The organism is Pseudomonas soli (genome assembly GCF_021283165.2).
Taxonomy (GTDB): Bacteria; Pseudomonadota; Gammaproteobacteria; order Pseudomonadales; family Pseudomonadaceae; genus Aquipseudomonas; species Aquipseudomonas soli.
The window spans coordinates 1,627,678-1,647,630 of record NZ_CP128543.1; the positions used below are offsets into that span (position 1 = coordinate 1,627,678).

The 19,953-nt window shown below is 65.3% G+C and carries 18 protein-coding genes; 7 read left to right on the plus strand and 11 right to left on the minus strand.

The features are described 5' to 3' along the window. Positions 1 to 102: 102 nt before the first annotated feature. Positions 103 to 294: a DUF4223 family protein gene (locus LU688_RS07640; RefSeq protein WP_023630554.1), complete on the plus strand. Its 192-nt coding sequence runs from the start codon at positions 103 to 105 to the stop codon at positions 292 to 294. Between the two features lie 327 nt (positions 295 to 621). Next, on the plus strand, positions 622 to 2,259 hold the full coding sequence (gene mqo, locus LU688_RS07645) for a malate dehydrogenase (quinone) (protein ID WP_094010061.1): 1,638 nt from the start codon (positions 622 to 624) through the stop codon (positions 2,257 to 2,259). Positions 2,260 to 2,379: 120 nt separating this feature from the next. On the opposite strand, the gene LU688_RS07650 is transcribed toward mqo, so the two are convergent. Beyond that, a complete protein-coding gene (locus tag LU688_RS07650) occupies positions 2,380 to 2,715 on the minus strand; it encodes an ArsR/SmtB family transcription factor (protein ID WP_046856709.1) in 336 nt (111 codons plus the stop codon). Positions 2,716 to 2,767: 52 nt separating this feature from the next. On the opposite strand from LU688_RS07650, the gene LU688_RS07655 reads away from it, so the two are divergent. Beyond that, positions 2,768 to 3,859, plus strand: coding sequence for an NADH:flavin oxidoreductase/NADH oxidase (locus tag LU688_RS07655; RefSeq protein WP_094010060.1), 1,092 nt, complete (start codon positions 2,768 to 2,770; stop codon positions 3,857 to 3,859). 31 nt (positions 3,860 to 3,890) lie between these two features. On the opposite strand, the gene LU688_RS07660 is transcribed toward LU688_RS07655, so the two are convergent. The 5 genes from LU688_RS07660 to LU688_RS07680 form a co-directional block, all read right to left on the minus strand. Next, the gene (locus tag LU688_RS07660) at positions 3,891 to 5,135 is read right to left on the minus strand and encodes an NAD(P)/FAD-dependent oxidoreductase (protein ID WP_160291290.1); all 1,245 of its coding nucleotides are present in this window, start codon (positions 5,133 to 5,135) and stop codon (positions 3,891 to 3,893) included. A 3-nt stretch (positions 5,136 to 5,138) separates the two neighbouring features. Beyond that, positions 5,139 to 6,716: an aldehyde dehydrogenase (NADP(+)) gene (locus tag LU688_RS07665; RefSeq protein ID WP_094010058.1), complete on the minus strand. Its 1,578-nt coding sequence runs from the start codon at positions 6,714 to 6,716 to the stop codon at positions 5,139 to 5,141. A gap of 136 nt (positions 6,717 to 6,852) precedes the next feature. Next, entirely contained in the window at positions 6,853 to 7,800 is a 948-nt protein-coding gene (locus LU688_RS07670) for a dihydrodipicolinate synthase family protein (RefSeq protein ID WP_038705598.1), read from the minus strand. Positions 7,801 to 7,841: 41 nt separating this feature from the next. After that, a complete protein-coding gene (locus LU688_RS07675; RefSeq protein WP_038705599.1) occupies positions 7,842 to 8,768 on the minus strand; it encodes a 4-hydroxyproline epimerase in 927 nt (308 codons plus the stop codon). Positions 8,769 to 8,791: 23 nt separating this feature from the next. Then, positions 8,792 to 10,408, minus strand: coding sequence for an APC family permease (locus tag LU688_RS07680; protein ID WP_094010057.1), 1,617 nt, complete (start codon positions 10,406 to 10,408; stop codon positions 8,792 to 8,794). A 244-nt stretch (positions 10,409 to 10,652) separates the two neighbouring features. Here LU688_RS07680 and LU688_RS07685 point away from each other — a divergent pair, with 244 nt between their 5' ends. After that, positions 10,653 to 11,432: an AraC family transcriptional regulator gene (locus tag LU688_RS07685; RefSeq protein ID WP_160291291.1), complete on the plus strand. Its 780-nt coding sequence runs from the start codon at positions 10,653 to 10,655 to the stop codon at positions 11,430 to 11,432. Here the strand turns inward: LU688_RS07685 and LU688_RS07690 are convergent. Beyond that, positions 11,420 to 12,307: a LysR family transcriptional regulator gene (locus LU688_RS07690; protein WP_038705600.1), complete on the minus strand. Its 888-nt coding sequence runs from the start codon at positions 12,305 to 12,307 to the stop codon at positions 11,420 to 11,422. The genes LU688_RS07685 and LU688_RS07690 overlap by 13 nt on opposite strands. Before the next feature lie 192 nt (positions 12,308 to 12,499). On the opposite strand from LU688_RS07690, the gene moaB reads away from it, so the two are divergent. After that, positions 12,500 to 13,039 (plus strand): molybdenum cofactor biosynthesis protein B, encoded by a 540-nt coding sequence (moaB, locus tag LU688_RS07695; RefSeq protein ID WP_023632839.1) that lies wholly within the window; start codon positions 12,500 to 12,502, stop codon positions 13,037 to 13,039. A 95-nt stretch (positions 13,040 to 13,134) separates the two neighbouring features. Here the strand turns inward: moaB and LU688_RS07700 are convergent, their stop codons facing one another. Beyond that, positions 13,135 to 14,034 carry a bestrophin family protein gene (locus LU688_RS07700; protein WP_023632838.1) on the minus strand — a complete coding sequence of 300 codons (900 nt, stop codon included), beginning with the start codon at positions 14,032 to 14,034 and terminating at the stop codon, positions 13,135 to 13,137. 21 nt (positions 14,035 to 14,055) lie between these two features. Continuing rightward, positions 14,056 to 15,060 carry a GTP 3',8-cyclase MoaA gene (gene moaA / locus LU688_RS07705; RefSeq protein WP_038705601.1) on the minus strand — a complete coding sequence of 335 codons (1,005 nt, stop codon included), beginning with the start codon at positions 15,058 to 15,060 and terminating at the stop codon, positions 14,056 to 14,058. Between the two features lie 254 nt (positions 15,061 to 15,314). Here moaA and LU688_RS07710 point away from each other — a divergent pair, with 254 nt between their 5' ends. Further along, the gene (locus LU688_RS07710) at positions 15,315 to 17,642 is read left to right on the plus strand and encodes an FdhF/YdeP family oxidoreductase (RefSeq protein ID WP_023630455.1); all 2,328 of its coding nucleotides are present in this window, start codon (positions 15,315 to 15,317) and stop codon (positions 17,640 to 17,642) included. A 119-nt stretch (positions 17,643 to 17,761) separates the two neighbouring features. Here LU688_RS07710 and LU688_RS07715 read toward each other — a convergent pair whose 3' ends face one another. Continuing rightward, positions 17,762 to 18,220 (minus strand): Lrp/AsnC family transcriptional regulator, encoded by a 459-nt coding sequence (locus LU688_RS07715; RefSeq protein WP_023630456.1) that lies wholly within the window; start codon positions 18,218 to 18,220, stop codon positions 17,762 to 17,764. A 152-nt stretch (positions 18,221 to 18,372) separates the two neighbouring features. Between LU688_RS07715 and LU688_RS07720 the strand changes: the two genes are divergently transcribed. Then, positions 18,373 to 19,548: a trans-sulfuration enzyme family protein gene (locus tag LU688_RS07720; protein WP_160291293.1), complete on the plus strand. Its 1,176-nt coding sequence runs from the start codon at positions 18,373 to 18,375 to the stop codon at positions 19,546 to 19,548. Positions 19,549 to 19,660: 112 nt separating this feature from the next. Here the strand turns inward: LU688_RS07720 and LU688_RS07725 are convergent, their stop codons facing one another. Beyond that, on the minus strand, positions 19,661 to 19,897 hold the full coding sequence (locus tag LU688_RS07725; RefSeq protein ID WP_023630458.1) for an HP1242/YdcH family protein: 237 nt from the start codon (positions 19,895 to 19,897) through the stop codon (positions 19,661 to 19,663). Between the last annotated feature and the right edge of the window lie 56 nt (positions 19,898 to 19,953).

The window sequence follows — 19,953 nt, forward strand, 5'->3', positions numbered from 1 at the left end:
CCCCAGGGCCAGCGTTGCACTAATGGCTTTCACTGCGCGGCCCTTTTCCGTATGATCCGCGCGCCATCCGTTTGATGGTGGATCATGGACTAAAGGATTTTTATGAAAAAGCTGATCAAAGCTACTGTCGCTGTTGCTGTCGTTTCGGGCGTTGCCCTGCTGTCCGGCTGCACCGGCCAGGTCTACAACCAGCCTAAGAACTGCTCGTACGACTACCTGTTCCACCCATCGGTTTCCATCTCCAAGATCATCGGCGGCTGCGGTCCGATCGATAAACTGCCTCAGCAGCAGTAATCTTGGGATTACCCTGATCCGGCCGTTCACGGCCTGATCCAAGACCCCCGACCATGGATGTGGCCGGGGGTTTTTGTTTTCCGGGGCGTGGTGGCTTGTCGCGTGGCAACCTGTCGTCTTGACGCCCCGGCCCGCGTTTGTTTGTGCTGGCAATTCGGTTACAATCCGTAAATCGTTTCAGCCTTGTCGGTCAATCCGACCAAAGGCTGGCGCGTCCAATGTCTCTCTGGCTGCTGAACAATGATCACAACAAGCCTGCGCTGAAGAACATGGAATACCTGGGCCAGCCACAGGCCCACCCTCCGTTCTACTGACTGGAATCGATCAATGTTCAAGAAAGCTGGCAAGACCTTGCTGGGTCTGGCTGTCGCGGCGAGCTTCATGCAAGCGCACGCTGCCGACACCAAGAAAGTCGACGTGCTGCTGGTTGGCGGCGGCATCATGAGCTCCACCCTGGCTGTCTGGCTCAACGAGCTGGAGCCAAGCTGGTCGATGGAGATGGTCGAGCGCCTGGACGGCGTCGCCGAAGAAAGCTCCAACGGCTGGAACAACGCCGGTACCGGCCACTCCGCGCTGGCCGAGCTGAACTACACCCCGGAAGACAAAGACGGCAAGGTCAACATCACCAAGGCCATCGAGATCAACGAGTCGTTCCAGATCTCCCGCCAGTTCTGGGCCTGGCAGGTACGCCAGGGCGTGCTGAAGAACCCGCACTCGTTCATCAACACCACTCCGCACATGAGCTTCGTCTGGGGCGATGACAACATCAAGTTCCTGAAGAAGCGCTACGACGCCCTGCAGGCCAGCCCGCTGTTCCGTCCGATGCAGTATTCCGAGGACCACGCGCAGATCGCCAAGTGGGTCCCGCTGATGATGGAAGGCCGTGACCCGAACCAGAAGCTGGCGGTTACCTGGACCCCGATCGGCACTGACGTCAACTTCGGCGAGATCACCCGCCAGTTCGTTGGCAGCCTGCAGACCAAAAAGAACTTCGACCTGAAGCTGTCCACCGAAGTGCAGGACATCACCCGCAACGAAGACGGCTCCTGGCACGTCGAGTACAAGAACCTGAAGGACGGTACCGAATCGGCCACCGACGCCAAGTTCCTGTTCATCGGTGCCGGCGGCGGCGCGCTGAAGCTGCTGCAGAAGTCGGGCATCCCCGAGGCCAAGGAATACGCAGGCTTCCCGGTTGGTGGCTCGTTCCTGGTGACCGAGAACCCGACCGTTGCCATGCAGCACATGGCCAAGGCCTACGGCATCGCCTCGACCGGCGCGCCACCCATGTCGGTACCGCACCTGGACACCCGCGTGCTGGACGGCAAGCGCGTGATCCTGTTCGGGCCATTCGCCACCTTCTCGACCAAGTTCCTGAAGAACGGCTCGTACCTGGACCTGCTGAGCAGCGCCACCACCCACAACGTCTGGCCGATGGCCCGCGTCGGCATCGACCAGTACCCGCTGGTCGAGTACCTCGCCGGCCAGCTGATGCAGTCCGACGACGACCGTTTCGCCGCCCTGCAGACCTACTTCCCGAACGCCAAGAAGGAAGACTGGAAGCTTTGGCAGGCCGGTCAGCGCGTGCAGATCATCAAGCGTGACGAAGAGAAGGGTGGCGTGCTGAAGCTGGGCACCGAGGTCGTGGCTTCCCAGGACCGCACCATCGCCGGCCTGCTGGGCGCCTCGCCAGGTGCCTCGACTGCCGCGCCGATCATGCTCAACGTGCTCGAAACCGTGTTCAAGGAGAAGGTCGCCACCCCTGAATGGCAGGCCAAGATCAAGGAAATCGTGCCGAGCTACGGTACCAAGCTGAACGACTCGGCCGCTGCCACCCAGAAAGAGTGGGATTACACCGCTGAAGTCCTGCAACTTGAGAAGCCGCCGGTGCTCGATCAGAGCGTCAAGACCACCGCTGCCCCAGGCGCGCCGGTCGAGAGCAAGCCTGCGAACGACATGGCGCTGTAAGGCCCATGTTGGCCGGGCTTGCCCGGCAACACCAACCACGAGGATCGCCCCTGGCGGCCTCGTGGTTTTTTTGTGTCTGGATAATCGAGAGAAACAGCCCCGCCGGCGGCAGGCAGGGGTTCAACGTTGTTCGAGAATGCTGCCCAGCAACCCTGGAAAACGGCTTTCGAGCTCATCGCTGCGCAACGAGTTCATGTGCGTGGTACCGACATTGCGGGTGTACACCAGCCCCGAGTCACGCAATACACGGAAGTGATGGGACATGCTCGACTTGGGCCGGCCGCCGTCCAGCTCGCCGCAGCTGGCTTCGGCGACACCCGCCAGGCGGCGCACGATATCCATGCGCACAGGGTCGCTCAGCGCGTAGAGCAAGCGCTCCAGCGTCAGGTCTTCGGGATTGGGGTGGGTATAGGCTCGCATGGTCGACATGATAACGGGGGTTTCACAAATTGCCATAGTTCGAATATGATCGAACAATCGTATCCAACCCCATCCCTGGAGTTACCTCATGGCCGCATTGTTCGAACCCTACGCCCTCAAAGACGTCAACCTGCGCAACCGCATCGCCATTCCGCCGATGTGCCAGTACATGGCCGAAGATGGCCTGATCAATGACTGGCACCAGGTGCATTATGCGGGCCTGGCCCGTGGTGGCGCCGGCCTGGTGGTGGTCGAGGCCACCGCGGTGTCCCCGGAAGGGCGCATCACCCCCGGCTGCGCCGGGATCTGGAATGACACCCAGGCCCAGGCGTTCGTGCCGGTGGTCAAAGCGATCAAGGCCGCCGGTTCCGTGCCGGGCATCCAGATCGCCCACGCCGGGCGCAAGGCAAGCGCCAACCGCCCCTGGGAAGGTGACGACCACATCGCCGTCGACGATGCCCGTGGCTGGGACACCATCGCCCCGTCCGCCATCGCCTTCGGCGCCCACCTGCCGAAAGTGCCGAAGGCCATGACCCTGGACGATATCGCCCGGGTCAAGCAAGACTTCGTCGATGCCGCACGGCGTGCCCGCGATGCCGGTTTCGAATGGATCGAGCTGCATTTTGCTCATGGTTATCTGGGCCAGAGCTTTTTCTCCGAGCATTCCAACCAGCGCACCGATGCCTACGGCGGCAGCTTCGACAATCGCACGCGCTTCCTTTTGGAAACCCTGGCCGCCGTGCGTGAGGTGTGGCCGGAGAACCTGCCGCTGACCGCTCGCTTCGGCGTGCTGGAGTATGACGGCCGTGACGAGCAGACCCTGCAGGAATCCATCGAACTGGCGCGCCGGTTCAAGGCCGGTGGCCTGGACCTGCTGAGCGTCAGCGTTGGCTTTACCATTCCCGAGACCAACATCCCGTGGGGGCCGGCGTTCATGGGCCCGATCGCCGAACGTGTGCGTCGCGAGGCCAAGCTGCCGGTGACCTCGGCCTGGGGCTTCGGCACCCCGGAGCTGGCCGAAGGCGCGCTGCAGGCCAACCAGCTGGACCTGGTTTCGGTAGGGCGTGCGCACCTGGCTGACCCGCACTGGCCGTATGCCGCTGCCAAGGCCCTGGGCGTGGACAAGGCTTCGTGGACCTTGCCAGCGCCTTATGCGCACTGGCTCGAGCGTTATCGCTGAGTGAGGCAGGGGCCGCCACGCGGCCCCCGTTTCAAAACCGGCTCAATCGATAGGCGCTGATTTGCGGGCAGTCTTCGCCATTTACCAACCGCCCCATCCATTCCGCCGTCACCGCCGCCTGGGTCAACCCCAAATGCTGGTGCCCGAATGCCAGCAACACCTTGCCATCGGCCACCCGGTCGATCACCGGCAGCGAATCCGGCAGCGAAGGCCGGAACCCCATCCACGGTGTCGCCCCCTCGGCATCCAGCTCGCGCCGAAACAACCCCTTGCTCAACCTGTGCAGTTGCCAAGCCCGCTGCATGCTCGGCGGCGCCTCGAGCCCGGCGAACTCCACCGTGCCGGCCAGGCGCAGGCCGTCGGCCATGGGCGTCATGATGAACTTGCGCTCCAGCGAGGTGACGGCAAACGGCAGGCGCTGCTGCTCCGCCGGTAGCATCAGGTGGTAGCCGCGCTCGGTATCCAGGGGCACCCGCCGGCCGGTCAGGGTGGCGGTGAGCTTGGCCGAGTGGGCGCCGGCACTGATCAACACCTGGCTGGCCTCGAGGGGGCCCTGGTCGCTGGCAAGGCTGACGCCCTGGCCATGCACCCGACCGCCACTGACCTCGGCGCGAAGAAAGCGTACGCCGCCGGCCTTTGCGGCGCTGAACATTTCGCAGACCACATGATAGGGGTCGAGGAAGTGACCGGTACGCGGGAAGAACAGGCCACCCAGGATCGACGGGCTCAACTGCGGCGCCGCTTCGCTCACTGCCTCTGCCGACCACAGGTCCACGGGTACGCCCTGTGCCTGCATGCGGGCGCGTAACGCCGCGAGGACCTGGCGCGATTCGTGGCGTTCGAACACCAGCAGCGACCCGTCTTCCTTGAGCAAGGGGCTGCGGTCGATGGATGCGAGCAGCCGTTGCCAGGCGCCAAGGCTGTTTTCATTCAACGCCCGAATGCCGGCCACGCTGCGCTGGAACGGCGCCGGGCGCAGGTTCAGCAGCAGCCGGGTGAACCAGGGCAGGGCGCGCGGCAGGTACTTCCAGTCCAGGCGCAGCGGGCCCATCGGGTCCAGCAACATCGCCGGCAGGCGCTTGAGGATCGACAGGTCGGCGATGGGAAACACCTGCTCGGTGGCCAGGTGCCCGGCGTTGCCATACGAAGCGCCATGGCCCGGTGCCTGGCGATCGATCAGCAGCACCCGGCGGCCCTGGCGTGCCAGCTGCAGGGCGCAGGCGACGCCGACGATGCCGGCGCCGACCACGGCGATGTCCGTGTCAGTGGCGGTCATGGTTCAGGCTTCCCGCTGGCCATCGAGCAGCCGCCGCAGGTGCAGCGGATTGGCCTGCTGCAATGCCCCGGGCAGCAGGGCGTCGGGGAAGTCCTGGTAGCACACCGGGCGCAGGAAGCGCAGGATCGCCGCAGTGCCCACCGAGGTACTGCGGGCGTCCGAGGTGGCCGGGAACGGGCCGCCATGGACCATGGCGTCGCTGACCTCGACCCCGGTCGGCCAGCCATTGACCAGGATCCGCCCGGCCTTGCGTTCGAGGGTTGGCAGCAGGCGGCGGGCGCTGTCCAGATCGGCCTCGTCGAGGTGCAGGGTGGCGGTCAGTTGGCCTTCCAGATGCTCGGCCACCTGGCGGATTTGCTCATCGTTGGCGCATGCCACCACCAGCGAGGCGGCGCCGAACACTTCGGCTTGCAGCGTAGGGTCGGCAAGAAACGCCTGCGCGGTGGTGACGAACAACTGAGCCTGGCACTGGTTCGGCCCCTGCGCCGGCAGGCTGTTCGCCGCGCAGCGGGCGTTTTGGTTCTCGCTCAGTGCTGCCACGCCGTCAGCATAGGCATTGGCGATAGCCGGGGTGAGCATGGTCTGCGCCGCCGCTTGGCCAACATGGGCGCTGGCGACAACCAGGAAGTGCTCGAGGGCCGGGCCCTGCCGGGCGACCACCAGCCCGGGATTGGTGCAGAACTGGCCGGCGCCTTGGGTCAGCGAAGTGACAAAGCCTTGCGCCAGGGTTTCACTGCGCGAGCGCAAGGCGCCATCGAACAGGAACACCGGGTTGATAGCGCTCATTTCGGCATAGACCGGGATCGGCTCCGGGCGCGCCTGGGCCGCCTGGCAAAGGGCGAGGCCACCGCTGCGCGAACCGGTGAAGCCGACCGCCTTGATACGTGGATCAGTGACCAGGCCGATGCCTAGTTCACGGCCCGCGCCGTACAACAGGGAAAACACGCCTTCGGGCAGTTCGCACTGCGCGACTGCCCGGGCCACGGCCAGGCCAACCAGTTCGCTGGTGCCGGGGTGGGCGCCGTGGGCCTTGACCACCACCGGGCAGCCCGCGGCCAGTGCCGAGGCGGTGTCGCCGCCGGCTACCGAGAAGGCCAGCGGGAAGTTACTGGCGCCAAACACCGCCACCGGGCCCAGGGCCACCTGGCGTTGGCGCAGGTCCGGGCGGGGCAGCGGCTGGCGCTCGGGCAGGGCATTGTCCACGCGCACATCCAGCCACTCACCGGCGCGTACCACCCGGGCGAAGGTGCGCAGCTGGGCACAGGTGCGGCCACGTTCACCCAGCAGGCGGGCCTTGGGCAGGCCGGTCTCGGCGTGGGCGCGGTCGATCAACGCATCGCCCAGGGCTTCGATCTGTTCGGCGATGGTTTCGAGAAAACCGGCGCGTTGTTCGAGAGGTGTTTCGCGGTAGGTATCGAATGCCGCCCAGGCCAGGGTGCAGGCCTGAGCCATCTGTTCGCTGCTGGCGCCGGCATAGGCGGGTTCCAGGGCCTGGTTGCTGCTCGGATCGATGGCGCGGATTGTTTCGCGGTTGCCGGGCACGGCACGCTGGCCGATCAGCAGGTTGCCTGTCAGGGTCATGGGGCGTCCTTTGGAATCAAGTATGGGAGCGGAGGGCGTGGGAGCTGGCTTGCCCCGCGAACACCGACCAATCCGGTGCCAGGTACTGCGTCGCCTGCTTCGCGGGGCAAGCCCGCTCCCACCAGTGTCCTCGTTATCAGGCGATGTTCTGCTCGGCCGACCAGCTGGCGTACCAGCTGCGGAACAGCGCGTACTGCTGCTCGGCATAGTTGCGCTGGGCGTCGCTGAGGGCGTCGGTTTCGTTGAAGTGCAGGCGGTACTCGGTGTCGCCGTTGAGCACCATCAGGTGCTTGTAGTACAGCACCAGGTCGCAGCCTTCATCGAACGACGACAGTACCGCCAGCGCTGCTTCCAGCTCCCGGGCCTGGCGTCGGGCCTTGGCATCGCCCTTGGCGGCGCGCTTGCTCAGGCTGACCAGCTGCAGCACTTCGCGGGGCAGCGCGTTGCCGATGCCGGTGATGGCGCCGGTGGCGTTGCAGTTGACGAAGCCATGCACCACTTGCGTGTCGACGCCCACCATCAGGGTCACAGCCTCGTCCTGGGAGGTGATGTGCTCGGCGGCGTAGCGCAGGTCGGCGCCACCGCCGAACTCCTTGAAACCGATCAGGTTCGGGTACTCGCGGCGCAGCTCAAAGAACAAGTCGGCGCGGGTGGCGAAGCCGTAGTAGGGGCTGTTGTAGATCACCGCCGGCAGCTTCGGCGCGGCAGCGAGGATCGCCGAGAAGTGGTGCTTCTGGGCGATCAGCGAGGCACCACGGGACAGCACGCGAGGGATGACCATCAGGCCGGCGGCACCAACCTTGGCGGCGTGGGCGGCATGGGATACGGCTTCGCGGGTGTTCACCGCGCCGGTGCCGACGATGGTCGGGATGCCGGCGGCCACCAGGCGCGCCACGCCTTCCTGGCGCTCGGCCTCGGTCAGCAGCGGCCAGTCGCCCATCGAGCCGCAGTACACCACCGCGCTCATGCCGGCGTCGATCAGTTCGCGGCCCTTGCGCACCAGGGCGTCGAAGTCCGGCTTGCGCTCGGCGGTGCAGGGGGTCATCAGGGCGGGCATGGTGCCGGTGAAGATGTTGTCGGTCATTGTTGTCACTCCTGGCGGTATTCAGTGGGAAATGAATGGGGTCAGATGCCCCAGGCGAACGGATCCTGTTCGTCGATCAGCAGGGTGCTGTCGGCGGTCATGTGGGCGCGGCCGGTGATGAACGGGCGAATGCGTTCGCCGTCGCGTTCGTAGCGGCCCTGGAAGCGGCTGCCGGTGATGCTGGCCTGGACCCAGGTCTGGCCTTCGGCGAGCTTGCCGTCGGCGGCCAGGCACGCCAGCTTGGCGCTGGTGCCGGTACCACAGGGCGAGCGGTCGTAGGCCTTGCCGGGGCACATGACGAAGTTGCGGCTGTCGGCGTTGGCGTCGTCGGCGAACAGTTCGACATGGTCGATCGGGGCATCGTGTTCGCCGGTGATGCCCTGGGCCTCGAGGGCCTTGAGCAGGGCCCAGGTGTAGTCGGTGAGGGCTTCACGGTTGTCCAGCTCGATACGCTGGCCGTGGTCGGAGACCAGGAAGAACCAGTTGCCGCCCCAGGCGATGTCGCCATGCACCTGGCCATGCCCAGGCACTTGCACCGCGACCTGCCGGCGGTAGCGGTAGGACGGCACGTTGCCGACAGTGACGGAGCCGTCGTCATGCAAGGTGGCACTGACCTGGCCGACCGGTGTATCGATCTTGTGCACGCCAGGTTCGATCAGGCCGAGGTGGCGCAGCGAAGCGACCAGGCCGATGGTGCCGTGACCGCACATGTTCAGGTAGCCGGCGTTGTTGAAGAAGATCACCCCGCAGGTCGCATCCGCGGACACCGGGGGGCAGTACAGCGCGCCCACCAGCACGTCGTTGCCGCGCGGCTCCAGCAGGCAGGCGCGGCGCCAGTGGTCGTGCAGCTCGCGCAGTTCGTCGCGCTGCTCGGCCATGCTGTGGCCGTGCAGTGGCGGGAAGCCCTTCATCACCAGGCGGGTCGGTTCGCCGCCGGTGTGGGAGTCGATGACATGAACCTGTTTCATCAGCGTGTCCATTGTGTAGTGGGTCAGGAGGCGACAGCGGCGGGCTGTCGGCCGGCATGGGTTTCGCTGCTGGCTTCGCTTTCATCGTCGCCATCGAGGCGCACCAGCCGCGCCGGCACGCCGGTGGCGGCGCCCCAGTAGTAGATGCCCAGGGCACTGGCAGCCACGACCACGGTATCCAGCGGGTGGCCGATCACGCCCAGGCCACCGAAGCTGCCCAGCCAGGAGAGGAAAATGGTCACGGCGTAGAAGCCGATCAGCCAGGCCGACGAGCGCACCTGCTGGCCCAGCGACAGGTGTTCGGTAGGCACGAAACGGCGGCACAGCAGGTACAGCACGAACATCACGATCTGCAGCGCCAGCAGCCAGGACACGGTGTTCCAGCCCGACCAGTAGACGATCAGCGCGGCGATGATGAACGACAGCGGGCCGAGCACGCCCATGCCCTTGACCCGGAACGGCCGGGCCATGTCCGGGGCGCTGCGACGCAGGGCGGCCACGGACACCGGGGCTACGGCGTAGCTCAGCACCAGCGCGGCGGAGACCACGTTGATCAGCGCCTCCCACGACGGGAACGGCAGGGTCCAGAACACCGCCAGGGCGAAGGTCAGCCACAGCGCCGGGCGCGGGATGCCGGATTGCTCGTCGATGCGGGTGAAGTACTTGAAGAAGGTGCCGGTCTGCGCCCAGCCGTAGATCACTCGCGGGGTGGCGTTCATGTAGATGTTGCCGCAGCCGCTGGGCGAGATCACCGCGTCGGCCACCACCAGGTAGGCCAGCCAGCCGACGCCCAGGGCCAGGGCGATGTCACGGTAGGGCAGGGCCAGTTCCTTGGTCACCCCGGCCCAGCCGTTGGCGATCATCTCGGTCGGCACGCTGCCGAGGAACGCCAGTTGCAGCAGGGCATAGATCGCGGTGGACAGCAGCACCGAGAGAATCAGCGCGATGGGGATGGTGCGCTGCGGGTTCTTCACCTCGCTGGCCACCGAGATGATCGGGGTCAGGCCCAGGTAGGCGAAGATGATGCCGCCGGCCGACACCGCCATCTCCACCCCGGACAGGCCGAACGGGGCGAAGCCCTGGACCTCGAAGTTCTCCGGCTTGAAGAAGGTGAACAGTACGCCGATCACCAGCAGCGGCACGATGAACTTGAACACGCTGACCAGGTTGTTGGCCTTGGCGAAGGTCTTCACGCTGCGGTAGTTGAGAAGGAAGAACAGCCCGAGCAGCGCGAACTGCACCAGCCAGCCAAGCACCGTCGGGTCGCTGGAGCCGGCCTTGGTCAAGGCCGGGAACCAGGCCGCGGCGTACTGGCGCGAGGCGACCACCTCGATGGCGATCAGGCTGGAGAAGGCGATCAGGGTGATGAAACCCATCAGGTAGCCGAGCAGTGGGCCGTGGGAGTACACCGGGTAGCGCACCACGCCGCCGGCCCGTGGCAGGGCGGCGCCGAGCTCGCAGTAGACGATGCCCAGCAGCAGCACGGCGAAACCGCCGAGGAACCAGGAGAGGATGCCGGCCGGCCCGGCGATGGCCGAGACGTGGCTGGCGGCGAACAGCCAGCCCGAGCCGAAGATGGCACCTAGGCCGATGAAGGTGAGGTCCAGCAGTGACAGCTGTTTTTTGAATTTGCCTGACATGGGGGCGCCTTCTTGTAGGTTTTGGATAGGCAGGTCTGATGTCACGATGCGGCGGCATGCGCCGCGTTCTTGTAGGTCGTGGGGCGGCTTGCGTGGGGCATAGAGTGGACCGATCGGGGGCTCGGTTCTTGATGGTTTTCTGCAAGGTGGGTGACGAAATCGGCATAGTCGGGAGCAAGTGCTGGCGCTCGGAGGGGGCTGCTGACTAGGCTTGCAGGGCGCCAGAACCACTAGAGATAACCGCATGTCCGAGCAACCGTTGACTGCCCTGTACCAGCACCTCGACCAGCACCGCCCCGAATCCCTCGAAGCCTTGCTGACCGGCGTGGTCTGGCTGCTGCCGATGCTGGACGTCATCGCCAATGCGGCGATCTTCATCAAGGACGACCACGCCCGCTATGTGCTGGCAAACCGCACGCTGGTCCAGCGCTGCGGTTTGAAACGCCTGCAACCGCTGCTGGGCAAGACCAGCGCCGAGGTGTTCCCGGCGCGCCTGGGCCCTGGCTACACCGAGCAGGATCGCCGGGTGCTGGAGCAGGACCAGGTGCTGGAGGACCAGCTCGAGCTGCACCTGTACGGCAGCCGCGAACCGGGCTGGTGCCTGACCCACAAACGCCCGCTGTATGACGCGGCGGGGGCGATCATCGGCCTGGTGGGTATTTCGGTCGACCTGCAGTCAGCCGCCGACACCCACCCCGCCTACCAGCGCCTGGCCGCTGTGGACGCGCATATCCGCGCGCATTTCCACCAGCCGATCAGCATGGGCGAGCTGACGCGCATCGCCGGCATCTCGGTTGCGCAACTGGAGCGCTACTGCAAGCGGGTGTTCCACCTCACCCCCCGGCAGATGATCCACAAGGCCCGCCTGGAACATGCGCACCACCTGCTGCACAGCGACCTGCCGATCATCGAGGTGGCGCTGCGCTGTGGCTACACCGACCACAGCGCGTTCAGCCGGCAGTTCAGGCAACTGACCGGGTTTACCCCGCGCCAGTACCGTCAAGCGACGGCTCAGGAAGCTTGAAACAGGGCGCGGGCTTCGTCGAAACACTGCTCGGCGATGGCCGAGCGTGGCTCGCTGCGGCGCAGCAGCAGGCCGACCGGGCTGTGGATGCTCGCCTCTTGCACGGGAATGATGCGCATGTGCTGGCTGAGCTCTTCCAGGCCGCAGTCCAGTGGCATGATCGCGCAGCACACGCCGGTGTTGATCGCCTGGATCAGCTGGAAGGTCGAGTCGCTCTCGAGCACGGCGTTGGGCGTAAGGCCGCGGCTGCGGAAGCTCAGGTCGAGGGATTGGCGGTAGTGCATGCCTTTGCTCAGCAGGCCCAGCGGCAGGTCGCCGAGGTCTTCCCAGTGCAGGCTGTCGGCCTCGAACTGGAAGTGCCGGGTGTCGTGCAGCAGGCCCATGGTGGTGATGCTCAGTTCGATCACTTCGAAGAAGCTGGTGTTGACCTGGTCGAGGTAGCAGATGCCCAGGTCGAGCTGGTTGCGGCTCAGGCCGTCGATCACCTGCTCGGAGCTCAGCGATGACAGCTGGAAATGCAGCTCGGGGTACTTTGCGCGCAACGGCATTAGCAGTTGCATGGGGTTGAAGCTGGCCAGCGGCACGGTACCCAGGCGCAGGCTGCCGACCACCTGGCCCCGGCAGCTGGCAGCCTCGGCCTGCAGGCCGTCGTGGGCGGCAAGCAGGGTGCGGGCCCAGGCCAGAATACGTTCGCCGGCTTCGGTGAAGCCTTCGAAGCGCTGGCCGCGCTTGACCAGCACCAGGTCGAGTTCGTCTTCGAGGTTGCGCAGGCGCATGGACAGGGTCGGCTGGGTGATGTGGCACAGCGCCGCGGCCTGGCCGAAGTGGCGGGTCTGGTCGAGGGCGATGAGGAACTTGAGCTGTTTGATGTCCATGGTGCGGCCTGAGTTGCGGGGTGGGTAGACCTTAACCAAGAGTGAAGCACCTGGCTAATCATTGCTGACAAATTCGTCGGCCCGTGGCGGGCAGGCGATAGAAACCGTCGATCACCCGGTACGCTCTATCGATTGGACGCTACCGGGGCTTCTCTCTAACGTGGCCGCCAAGCCAATCCTGGAGCAAAGGCCATGAGCGTGAAACCGGACGCGGTGTTCGTACCGCTGAACATCGCGGTGCTGACCGTCAGCGACACCCGCACCTTCGAGAACGATACCTCCGGCGAGCTGCTGGCCAGCCGCGCCGTCGGCGTGGGCCACCGCCTGGTGGCGCGCGAGCTGCTCAAGGACGACCTGTACAAGATCCGCGCCCAGGTCGCCACCTGGATCGCAGACGAACAGGTGCAAGTGGTGCTGATTACCGGCGGTACCGGTTTCACTGGCCGCGATAGCACGCCGGAAGCGGTGGACTGCCTGCTGGACAAGCGCATCGACGGGTTCGGTGAGTTGTTCCGCGCCTTGTCGATTCTCGATATCGGTACCTCGACCGTGCAGAGCCGGGCCCTGGCCGGCATGGCCAACGGTACCCTGGTGTGTTGCCTGCCGGGCTCGACCGGCGCCTGCCGCACGGCATGGGAGGGGATCCTGGCCGAGCAGCTGGATGCGCGGCACCGGCCGTGCAACTTCGTCCCGCACCTGAAGCCGATCGGGGCCTGCGAAAGCCGCGGTTGACCTCAGGGCTCCATCGCGGGGCAAGCCCGCTCCCACGCCGATCTTATTTCAGCACACACGCTGGCGTGGGAGCGGGCTTGCCCCGCGATGAGACTTCAACTCAACACATGATCCACCGGCACCAACGCCGGTGGCAGTGGCTCATGCCCCAGCGCCGACAGCACATCACGCTCTATGGTGCGCACCAGCGCATCGGTCGGCAGGTCGTTCTCATCCCGCCCGAAGGGGTCCTCCAGCTCGTTGCCGATCGCATCCAGGCCGAAGAAGGTGTAGCTGACGATGGTGGTGAACAGCGGTGCCAGCCAGCCCAGCGGTTCGGCCAGGGCGAACGGCAGCAGCAGGCAGAAGATGTAGATGGTGCGGTGCAGCAGCAGGGTGTAGGGGAACGGCAGTGGCGTACCCTTGATCCGCTCGCAGGTGGCCTGCACGTCCGACAGGCCGGCCAGGCGCTGCTCCAGCAAGGTGTAGCGGAACTCGCTGATCGCTCCACGCTCCGCCAGCCGTGAACAATGTTCGCCCACCTCGCGCAGGATGCCGTCGCAGACATTGTGCGTCACTATCTGCGCCCTCTCGCCCAGCCAGGGGCGGGCGGCGCCGAGCTCGTCTTCGTTGCGCAGCCGGGCATTGAGGGCATGGGCGAAGGCACAGAGGCTGCGCAGCAGTTCCTCGCGCAGCGCCGCGTCCTTGATCGCCACGCTTTCGCGCACGAACGAGCGCACCTCGATGATCATCCGCCCCCAGGCCTTGCGGCCTTCCCACCAGCGGTCGTAGCAGGCGTTGTTGCGAAAGCTCATGAAGATCGACAGCGACAGCCCCAACAGGGTGAAGGGCGTGGCGCTGACCGGGTAGAACAGCGCCGGGTAGTGCCGCTCGACCAGCACGATCAGCGCCGCGAGCAAGGTCACCGCCAGGCAGCGCAGGGCGATGCGCTGGACGATCGAGCCTTTGAGGGTGAACAGCACGCGCAGCATGTCGGGGCGTGAGTGGACGATCAAGGCGGTTCCAGAGGCGGCCGATCAGCCGCCGGTCATGTTCATGAAGCGCAGGATCTGCACCTCGCCGCCCACTTCGAAGTGGTGACGGTAGGGCTTGAGCTGCATGGCGTCGCGAATGGCTTTTTCCAGGCGGGCGCTGTCGCCGGGGTGCTGGCGCATGACCTGTTTGAGGTCCACCGAGTGTTCGTTGCCCAGGCACAGCAACAGGCGGCCCTCGACGGTCAGGCGCACGCGGTTGCAGGTGGCGCAGAAGTTGTGGCTGTGGGGCGAGATGAAACCGACCCGTGTGTTGGGCGCCTCGGCCAGGCGCCAGTAGCGCGCCGGGCCCTGGGACGACTCGGCCGACTCGACCAGGGTGAAGTGCTCGGCCAGGCGTGCGCGTACGTCGTCGCTGGAGCAGAACGATTCGCCGCGCTCGTGCTCGCTGATTACGCCCAGGGGCATCTCTTCGATGAAGGAGATGTCCAGTTCGCGGTCGATGGCGAAACGCACCAGGTCGACGATCTCGTGGTCGTTGCGGCCCTTGAGCACCACCGCGTTGAGCTTGGTGCGGCGAAAGCCCGCGGCGCGGGCGGCGTCGATGCCGGCGATCACCTGCGCAAGGTCGCCGGTGCGGGTCAGGGCGCGGAAACGCTCGGGGTCTAGGCTGTCGAGGCTGATGTTCAGGCGCGACACGCCGGCATCGAACAGCGGCTGGGCCAGGCGGCCGAGCTGCGAGCCGTTGCTGGTCAGGCACAGTTCGCGCAGGCCGGGCAGGGCGGCGATGCGCCCGCAGAGCTCGACGATGCCTTGGCGTACCAGCGGCTCGCCGCCGGTCAGGCGGATCTTGCGCGTGCCCAGGGCGACGAAGCGCTCGGCGACCTGGTACAGCTCTTCGAGGCTGAGAATCTGCTGGCGCGGCAGGAACTGCATGTCTTCAGCCATGCAATAGACGCAGCGAAAGTCGCAGCGGTCGGTAACCGACATCCGCAGGTAATCGACTTTGCGGTTGAAACCGTCGATCAGGGCCTGGGGGTTCTTTTCCACGTTCGCGCTCGACATTGAAGTGGCTGGGGGCGGCGAAAGGCCGCGGATAAGGTTCAAGCTATAACCTGCGCCCATTGGCGTCAAATTGCTTTGCCCGACCATTCGATCAGTCTCCTCTATCACGGCTGCAGGCCGCGCTGGCCAAGGTCTGGGCCCGGTGATCGAAACGGTTTATCACGCCGTCATTTATTTCGATTGGACGCAGCAGGGGGCGCTTCTTAGGCTGGAAAAAACACCGTGCGGAGAAGCGCAGCATGAGCCAGGACGAACACATCAGGGACTACAAGGGGCCGGCCGCCGGCTGGGGCGCGCTCAAGAGCGTGACCAAGAGCTGGCTGGGCAGCGAGAACGCCTTCAAGAACCTGCGGGCCATGCTCAAGACCAACCAGAACGGTGGTTTCGACTGCCCGGGTTGCGCCTGGGGCGAATCGCCGGAAAGCGATATGGTCAAGTTCTGCGAGAACGGCGCCAAGGCGGTCAACTGGGAAGCCACCGGTCGCTCGGTGGATCCGGCGTTCTTCGCCCGCTATAGCGTCAGCGCCTTGCTCGAACAGACCGACTACTGGCTCGAGTACCAAGGCCGCATCACCCACCCGATGCGCTACGACGCGGCCACCGACCATTACGTCGAGATCAGCTGGGACGAGGCGTTCGCCCTGGTCGCCCGGCATCTGAACGGCCTCGCTTCGCCCGACCAGGCCGAGTTCTACACCTCGGGCCGGGCCAGCAACGAGGCGGCGTTCCTCTACCAGTTGTTCGTGCGTGCCTACGGCACCAACAATTTCCCCGACTGCTCGAACATGTGTCACGAGGCCAGCGGCGTGGGCATGGCCGAAACCCTTGGCGTGGGTAAGGGCACGGTGGTGTTCCATGACCTGGAGCTGGCCGATGCGATCTTCGTGATTGGCCAGAACCCCGGCACCAACCACCCGCGCATGCTCGAACCGCTGCGCGAGGCGGTCAAGCGTGGTGCCCAGGTGGTCTGCTTCAACCCGCTCAAAGAGCGCGGGCTCGAGCGCTTCCAGCATCCGCAGCACCCGTTCGAGATGCTCAGCAATGGCTCCGAACCAACCAATACCGCCTACTTCCGCCCGGCGCTGGGTGGCGACATGGCGGCCATGCGCGGCATCGCCAAGTTCCTCCTGCAGTGGGAACGCGAAGCGCAGCTGAACGACGAGCCGCCGGTGTTCGATCACGCTTTCATCGCTGAGCACACCAGTGGCGTCGAGGCCTACCTGGCTGTGGTGGACGCCACACCCTGGGAACATATCGTCGAGCAGTCGGGCCTGAACAAGGCTGAGATCGAGCTGGCCGCGCGCATGTACCGCAAGGCCGAGCGGGTCATCATGTGCTGGGCCATGGGCGTCACCCAGCACCGCCACTCGGTGCCCACCGTGCAGGAAATCGTCAACCTGCAGCTGCTGCGCGGCAACGTCGGCAAGCCCGGCGCTGGCCTGTCGCCAGTGCGTGGCCACAGCAACGTGCAGGGCGACCGCACCATGGGCATCGACGAGAAGCCCAGCGCTGCCTGGCTCGACACCCTCGAGAAGCGCTTCCACTTCAAAGTGCCACGTGCCCACGGTCACAACGCCGTGCTGGCGATCCAGGCTATGGAAGAAGGTCGGGCCAAGGTGTTCATCGGCTTGGGCGGCAACTTCGCCCAGGCGACGCCCGACACCCCGCGGACCCACGCCGCACTGCGCAACTGCGAGCTGACCGTGCAGGTCTCCACCAAGCTCAATCGCTCGCACCTGGTTACCGGGCGCGATGCGCTGATCTTGCCGTGTCTGGGCCGCACCGAGATCGACATCCAGGCCGAGGGGCCGCAGGGCGTCACCGTGGAGGACACTTTCAGCATGGTGCATATTTCCCATGGGCAGCTGAAGCCACGATCAGCGCAGTTGCGTTCGGAGCCGGCGATCGTTGCTGGCATGGCCAAGGCCACCCTTGGCAACCGGCCCATCGATTGGGACTACGCGATTGCCGACTATGGCCGCATCCGCAGCATGATCGCCGACGTGATTCCCGGCTTCGCCGATTTCAACGCCCGCCTACAGCATCCCGGTGGGTTCCACCTGGGCAACCAGGCCGCCGAACGCAACTTCCGCACCGCCACCGGCAAGGCGCGTTTCATACCGAGTCAGTTGCCGGAGCATCTGGTCAACGCGACCGTGCTGGCCCGTGGTGACAAGCCAGATCTGATCCTGCAGACCCTGCGCTCCCACGATCAGTACAACACCACCCTATACGGGCTGGATGACCGCTACCGTGGGGTGTTCGGCCTGCGCGAGGTGGTGTTTGTCAACGAGGCCGACATACGCCGCCTGGGCTTCGAGCCGGGTGAGCACGTGGACCTGGTGTCGCTATGGGAGGATGGCCGTGAGCGGCGGGTGTCGGGCTTCCGCCTGGTGGCATATGACGTACCTGAAGGTCAGGCGGCGGCGTATTACCCGGAGACCAATCCGTTGGTGCCGCTGGAAAGCTACGGTGAGGGGACCTACACACCAACCTCGAAGTTCGTGGCGATCAAGTTGGAGAAGGCGAGGGCGGGGAATCGGATCGAGGCTACCCTGGCTGACTGACAGGGTCGGCCTCATCGCTGGCAAGCCAGCTCCCACAAGGATATCGTTTGGCTTGAGGTGGACGCGGTCGGGGGGGAGCCGGCTTGCCGGGGGGGAGACCGGTCCTGCCAGCGACCATTTCAGCGCCCCACCGGATACGCCGTGGTGTACTTCATCTGCTCCATGGCAAAACTCGAGGTGATGTTCGACAGCCCGTCGGTGCTGGTGATCAGCTTCTTGTAGAAGCGGTCGTAGGCAGCGATGTCGCCCACCACCACCCGCAGCATGTAGTCCCAGTCGCCGGACATGCGATACACCTCCATCACTTCCTCGAATGCCGTCACCGTGGCGGCAAACTGCGCCAGCCAGGCGCTGTCGTGGCGCTGGGTCTTGAGCTGGACGAACACCGTAAGGCCCAGGCCCAGGCGCTCGGGATCGAGCAGGGCGACGCGGCTGCGGATGTAGCCTTCCTCTTCCAGGCGCTTGACCCGTTTCCAGCACGGTGTGGTGGACAGGTTGACCGCTTCGGCCAGGTCCTTGAGGGACAGCGAGGCGTCGCGTTGGAGCAGGGTGAGGATGTGCTGGTCGAAACTGTCCATGACGTCATGTCGCCGGTTGCGGGAAAAGTTTTCCGAGAGTAGCCGCTTGCCGGGAACGATGGAACCGTTTTGGCCGCTGGGTCGACGGCAATGTTCCACTGGCGCCTGGGGGTGGTGGATATGAGATAGTGGCGGTTTTCAACCCTCAGGCAATGGACCCGACCATGTCCGACAAACCGCGCAATTTCGCCACCCGCACCATCCATGCCGGTGAGCAATCCAGTGTTGCCGACAATGCCATCTTCCCGGCCATCGTCACCTCCAGCTCGTTCATCAAACGCGGCCTGGACGACAACCCCGAATATGCCTACAGCCGGGTCAGCAATCCTACCCGGCACGCCTACGAGACCTGCGTGGCCGCACTGGAGGAGGGCGTCGGCGCGGTCGCCTGCGCCTCGGGCGTCAGCGCCACCGCCACGGTGCTCGAGTTGCTGTCCAAGGATGCCCACGTGGTGGTGATGAATGGCGTCTACGGCGGCACCTTCCGCCTGCTGGAAGACTACCGTGGACGCACCTCGGGCCTGACCACCACCTACGTCGACCTCAACGACATCGAGGCGGTGGCTGCGGCGATCCGCCCCGAGACCCAGCTGATCTGGATCGAGTCGCCGACCAACCCGCTGCTGCACCTGGTGGACATCAAGGCGGTCTGCGAACTGGCCCGTGAGCGGGGGGTGATGACCTGCATTGACAACACCTTCTGTTCGCCGTGGAACCAGCAACCGATCACCCTGGGTGTGGACCTGGTGATGCACTCGGCCAGCAAGTACATCGGTGGCCACTCAGACCTCACCGGTGGCGTTGTGGTGGCGGCCAACCGCGAGTTGCTGGGGCGCCTGCGCAAGATCAGCATGGCGGTCGGCGCGATCCAGGGGCCGTTCGACTGCTACCTGGCATTGCGCGGGCTGAAGACCCTCGATGTGCGCATGGAGCGCCAGAGCGCCAACGCCCTGCGTGTGGCGCAGTTCCTCGAACAGCATCCGCAGGTCGAGCAGGTCTACTACCCTGGCCTGGAAAGCCACCCGCAGCATGAACTGTGCAAACGCCAGATGCGCACGGGCGGCGCGGTGGTGGCGTTGCGCATCAAGGGCGACCGGGCCGCGGTCAACCGCCTGGTCGAGGCGCTGTCGATCTTCGTCCTGGCCGACTCGCTGGGCGGTGTGGAGAGCATGATCAACCACTCCTGGAGCATGTCGCACAACTCCCTGAGCCCGGAGCAGAAGGGCGTTATGGGGATCAGTGAGAACCTGCTGCGGCTGTCGATCGGGATCGAGGATTACCGCGATCTGATCGAGGATCTGGAGGGTGCGCTGATGGCTTGCGCGTAAGGGCTGTCGACGTCATCGCGGAACAAGCCCGTTCCCGCGATGGCCGCGTATGCCTTGGCGTCTGCGCGGTACCTGGGAGCGGGCGTGCCCCGCGATAGCGTCGGTTGGGGAATCAGGATTTTGGTGGGTGGACGATGCGTTCGATCTTGTCCTTGATCAGCACCCGCTCCTTGCGCAGGCGGTTTACGGTGTCGTCGCCGGTGGCATTGCCTTCGGCGGCGAGCACTTCCTTGTCCTTGGCGTTGTATTCCTTGTGCAGCTTGTGCAGGTCCTGGTTCTTGTCGATCAGGGCCTGGAACTGGTCGGCCGTCACGTGCAGGTCTGCGAGCAAATCATGCGGAACTGGCATTTCTTCACCTCTCTCAGGGTTGGTAAACGAGCCTGAACCAAGAGGATAGTCGCCTT

Excerpts from the sequence above, each read along its gene's own strand:
- LU688_RS07690 (WP_038705600.1), bottom strand. The coding sequence starts at position 12,307 with ATGGACATCAAACAGCTCAAGTTCCTCATCGCCCTCGACCAGACCCGC.
- LU688_RS07670 (WP_038705598.1), bottom strand. The coding sequence starts at position 7,800 with ATGACCGACAACATCTTCACCGGCACCATGCCCGCCCTGATGACCCCC.
- LU688_RS07660 (WP_160291290.1), bottom strand. The coding sequence starts at position 5,135 with ATGACCGCCACTGACACGGACATCGCCGTGGTCGGCGCCGGCATCGTC.
- LU688_RS07640 (WP_023630554.1), top strand. The coding sequence starts at position 103 with ATGAAAAAGCTGATCAAAGCTACTGTCGCTGTTGCTGTCGTTTCGGGC.
- LU688_RS07710 (WP_023630455.1), top strand. The coding sequence starts at position 15,315 with ATGAGCCAGGACGAACACATCAGGGACTACAAGGGGCCGGCCGCCGGC.
- LU688_RS07680 (WP_094010057.1), bottom strand. The coding sequence starts at position 10,408 with ATGTCAGGCAAATTCAAAAAACAGCTGTCACTGCTGGACCTCACCTTC.
- LU688_RS07715 (WP_023630456.1), bottom strand. The coding sequence starts at position 18,220 with ATGGACAGTTTCGACCAGCACATCCTCACCCTGCTCCAACGCGACGCC.
- LU688_RS07665 (WP_094010058.1), bottom strand. The coding sequence starts at position 6,716 with ATGACCCTGACAGGCAACCTGCTGATCGGCCAGCGTGCCGTGCCCGGC.
- LU688_RS07685 (WP_160291291.1), top strand. The coding sequence starts at position 10,653 with ATGTCCGAGCAACCGTTGACTGCCCTGTACCAGCACCTCGACCAGCAC.
- LU688_RS07725 (WP_023630458.1), bottom strand. The coding sequence starts at position 19,897 with ATGCCAGTTCCGCATGATTTGCTCGCAGACCTGCACGTGACGGCCGAC.
- moaB (WP_023632839.1), top strand. The coding sequence starts at position 12,500 with ATGAGCGTGAAACCGGACGCGGTGTTCGTACCGCTGAACATCGCGGTG.
- LU688_RS07720 (WP_160291293.1), top strand. The coding sequence starts at position 18,373 with ATGGACCCGACCATGTCCGACAAACCGCGCAATTTCGCCACCCGCACC.
- LU688_RS07655 (WP_094010060.1), top strand. The coding sequence starts at position 2,768 with ATGGCCGCATTGTTCGAACCCTACGCCCTCAAAGACGTCAACCTGCGC.
- LU688_RS07675 (WP_038705599.1), bottom strand. The coding sequence starts at position 8,768 with ATGAAACAGGTTCATGTCATCGACTCCCACACCGGCGGCGAACCGACC.
- LU688_RS07650 (WP_046856709.1), bottom strand. The coding sequence starts at position 2,715 with ATGGCAATTTGTGAAACCCCCGTTATCATGTCGACCATGCGAGCCTAT.
- mqo (WP_094010061.1), top strand. The coding sequence starts at position 622 with ATGTTCAAGAAAGCTGGCAAGACCTTGCTGGGTCTGGCTGTCGCGGCG.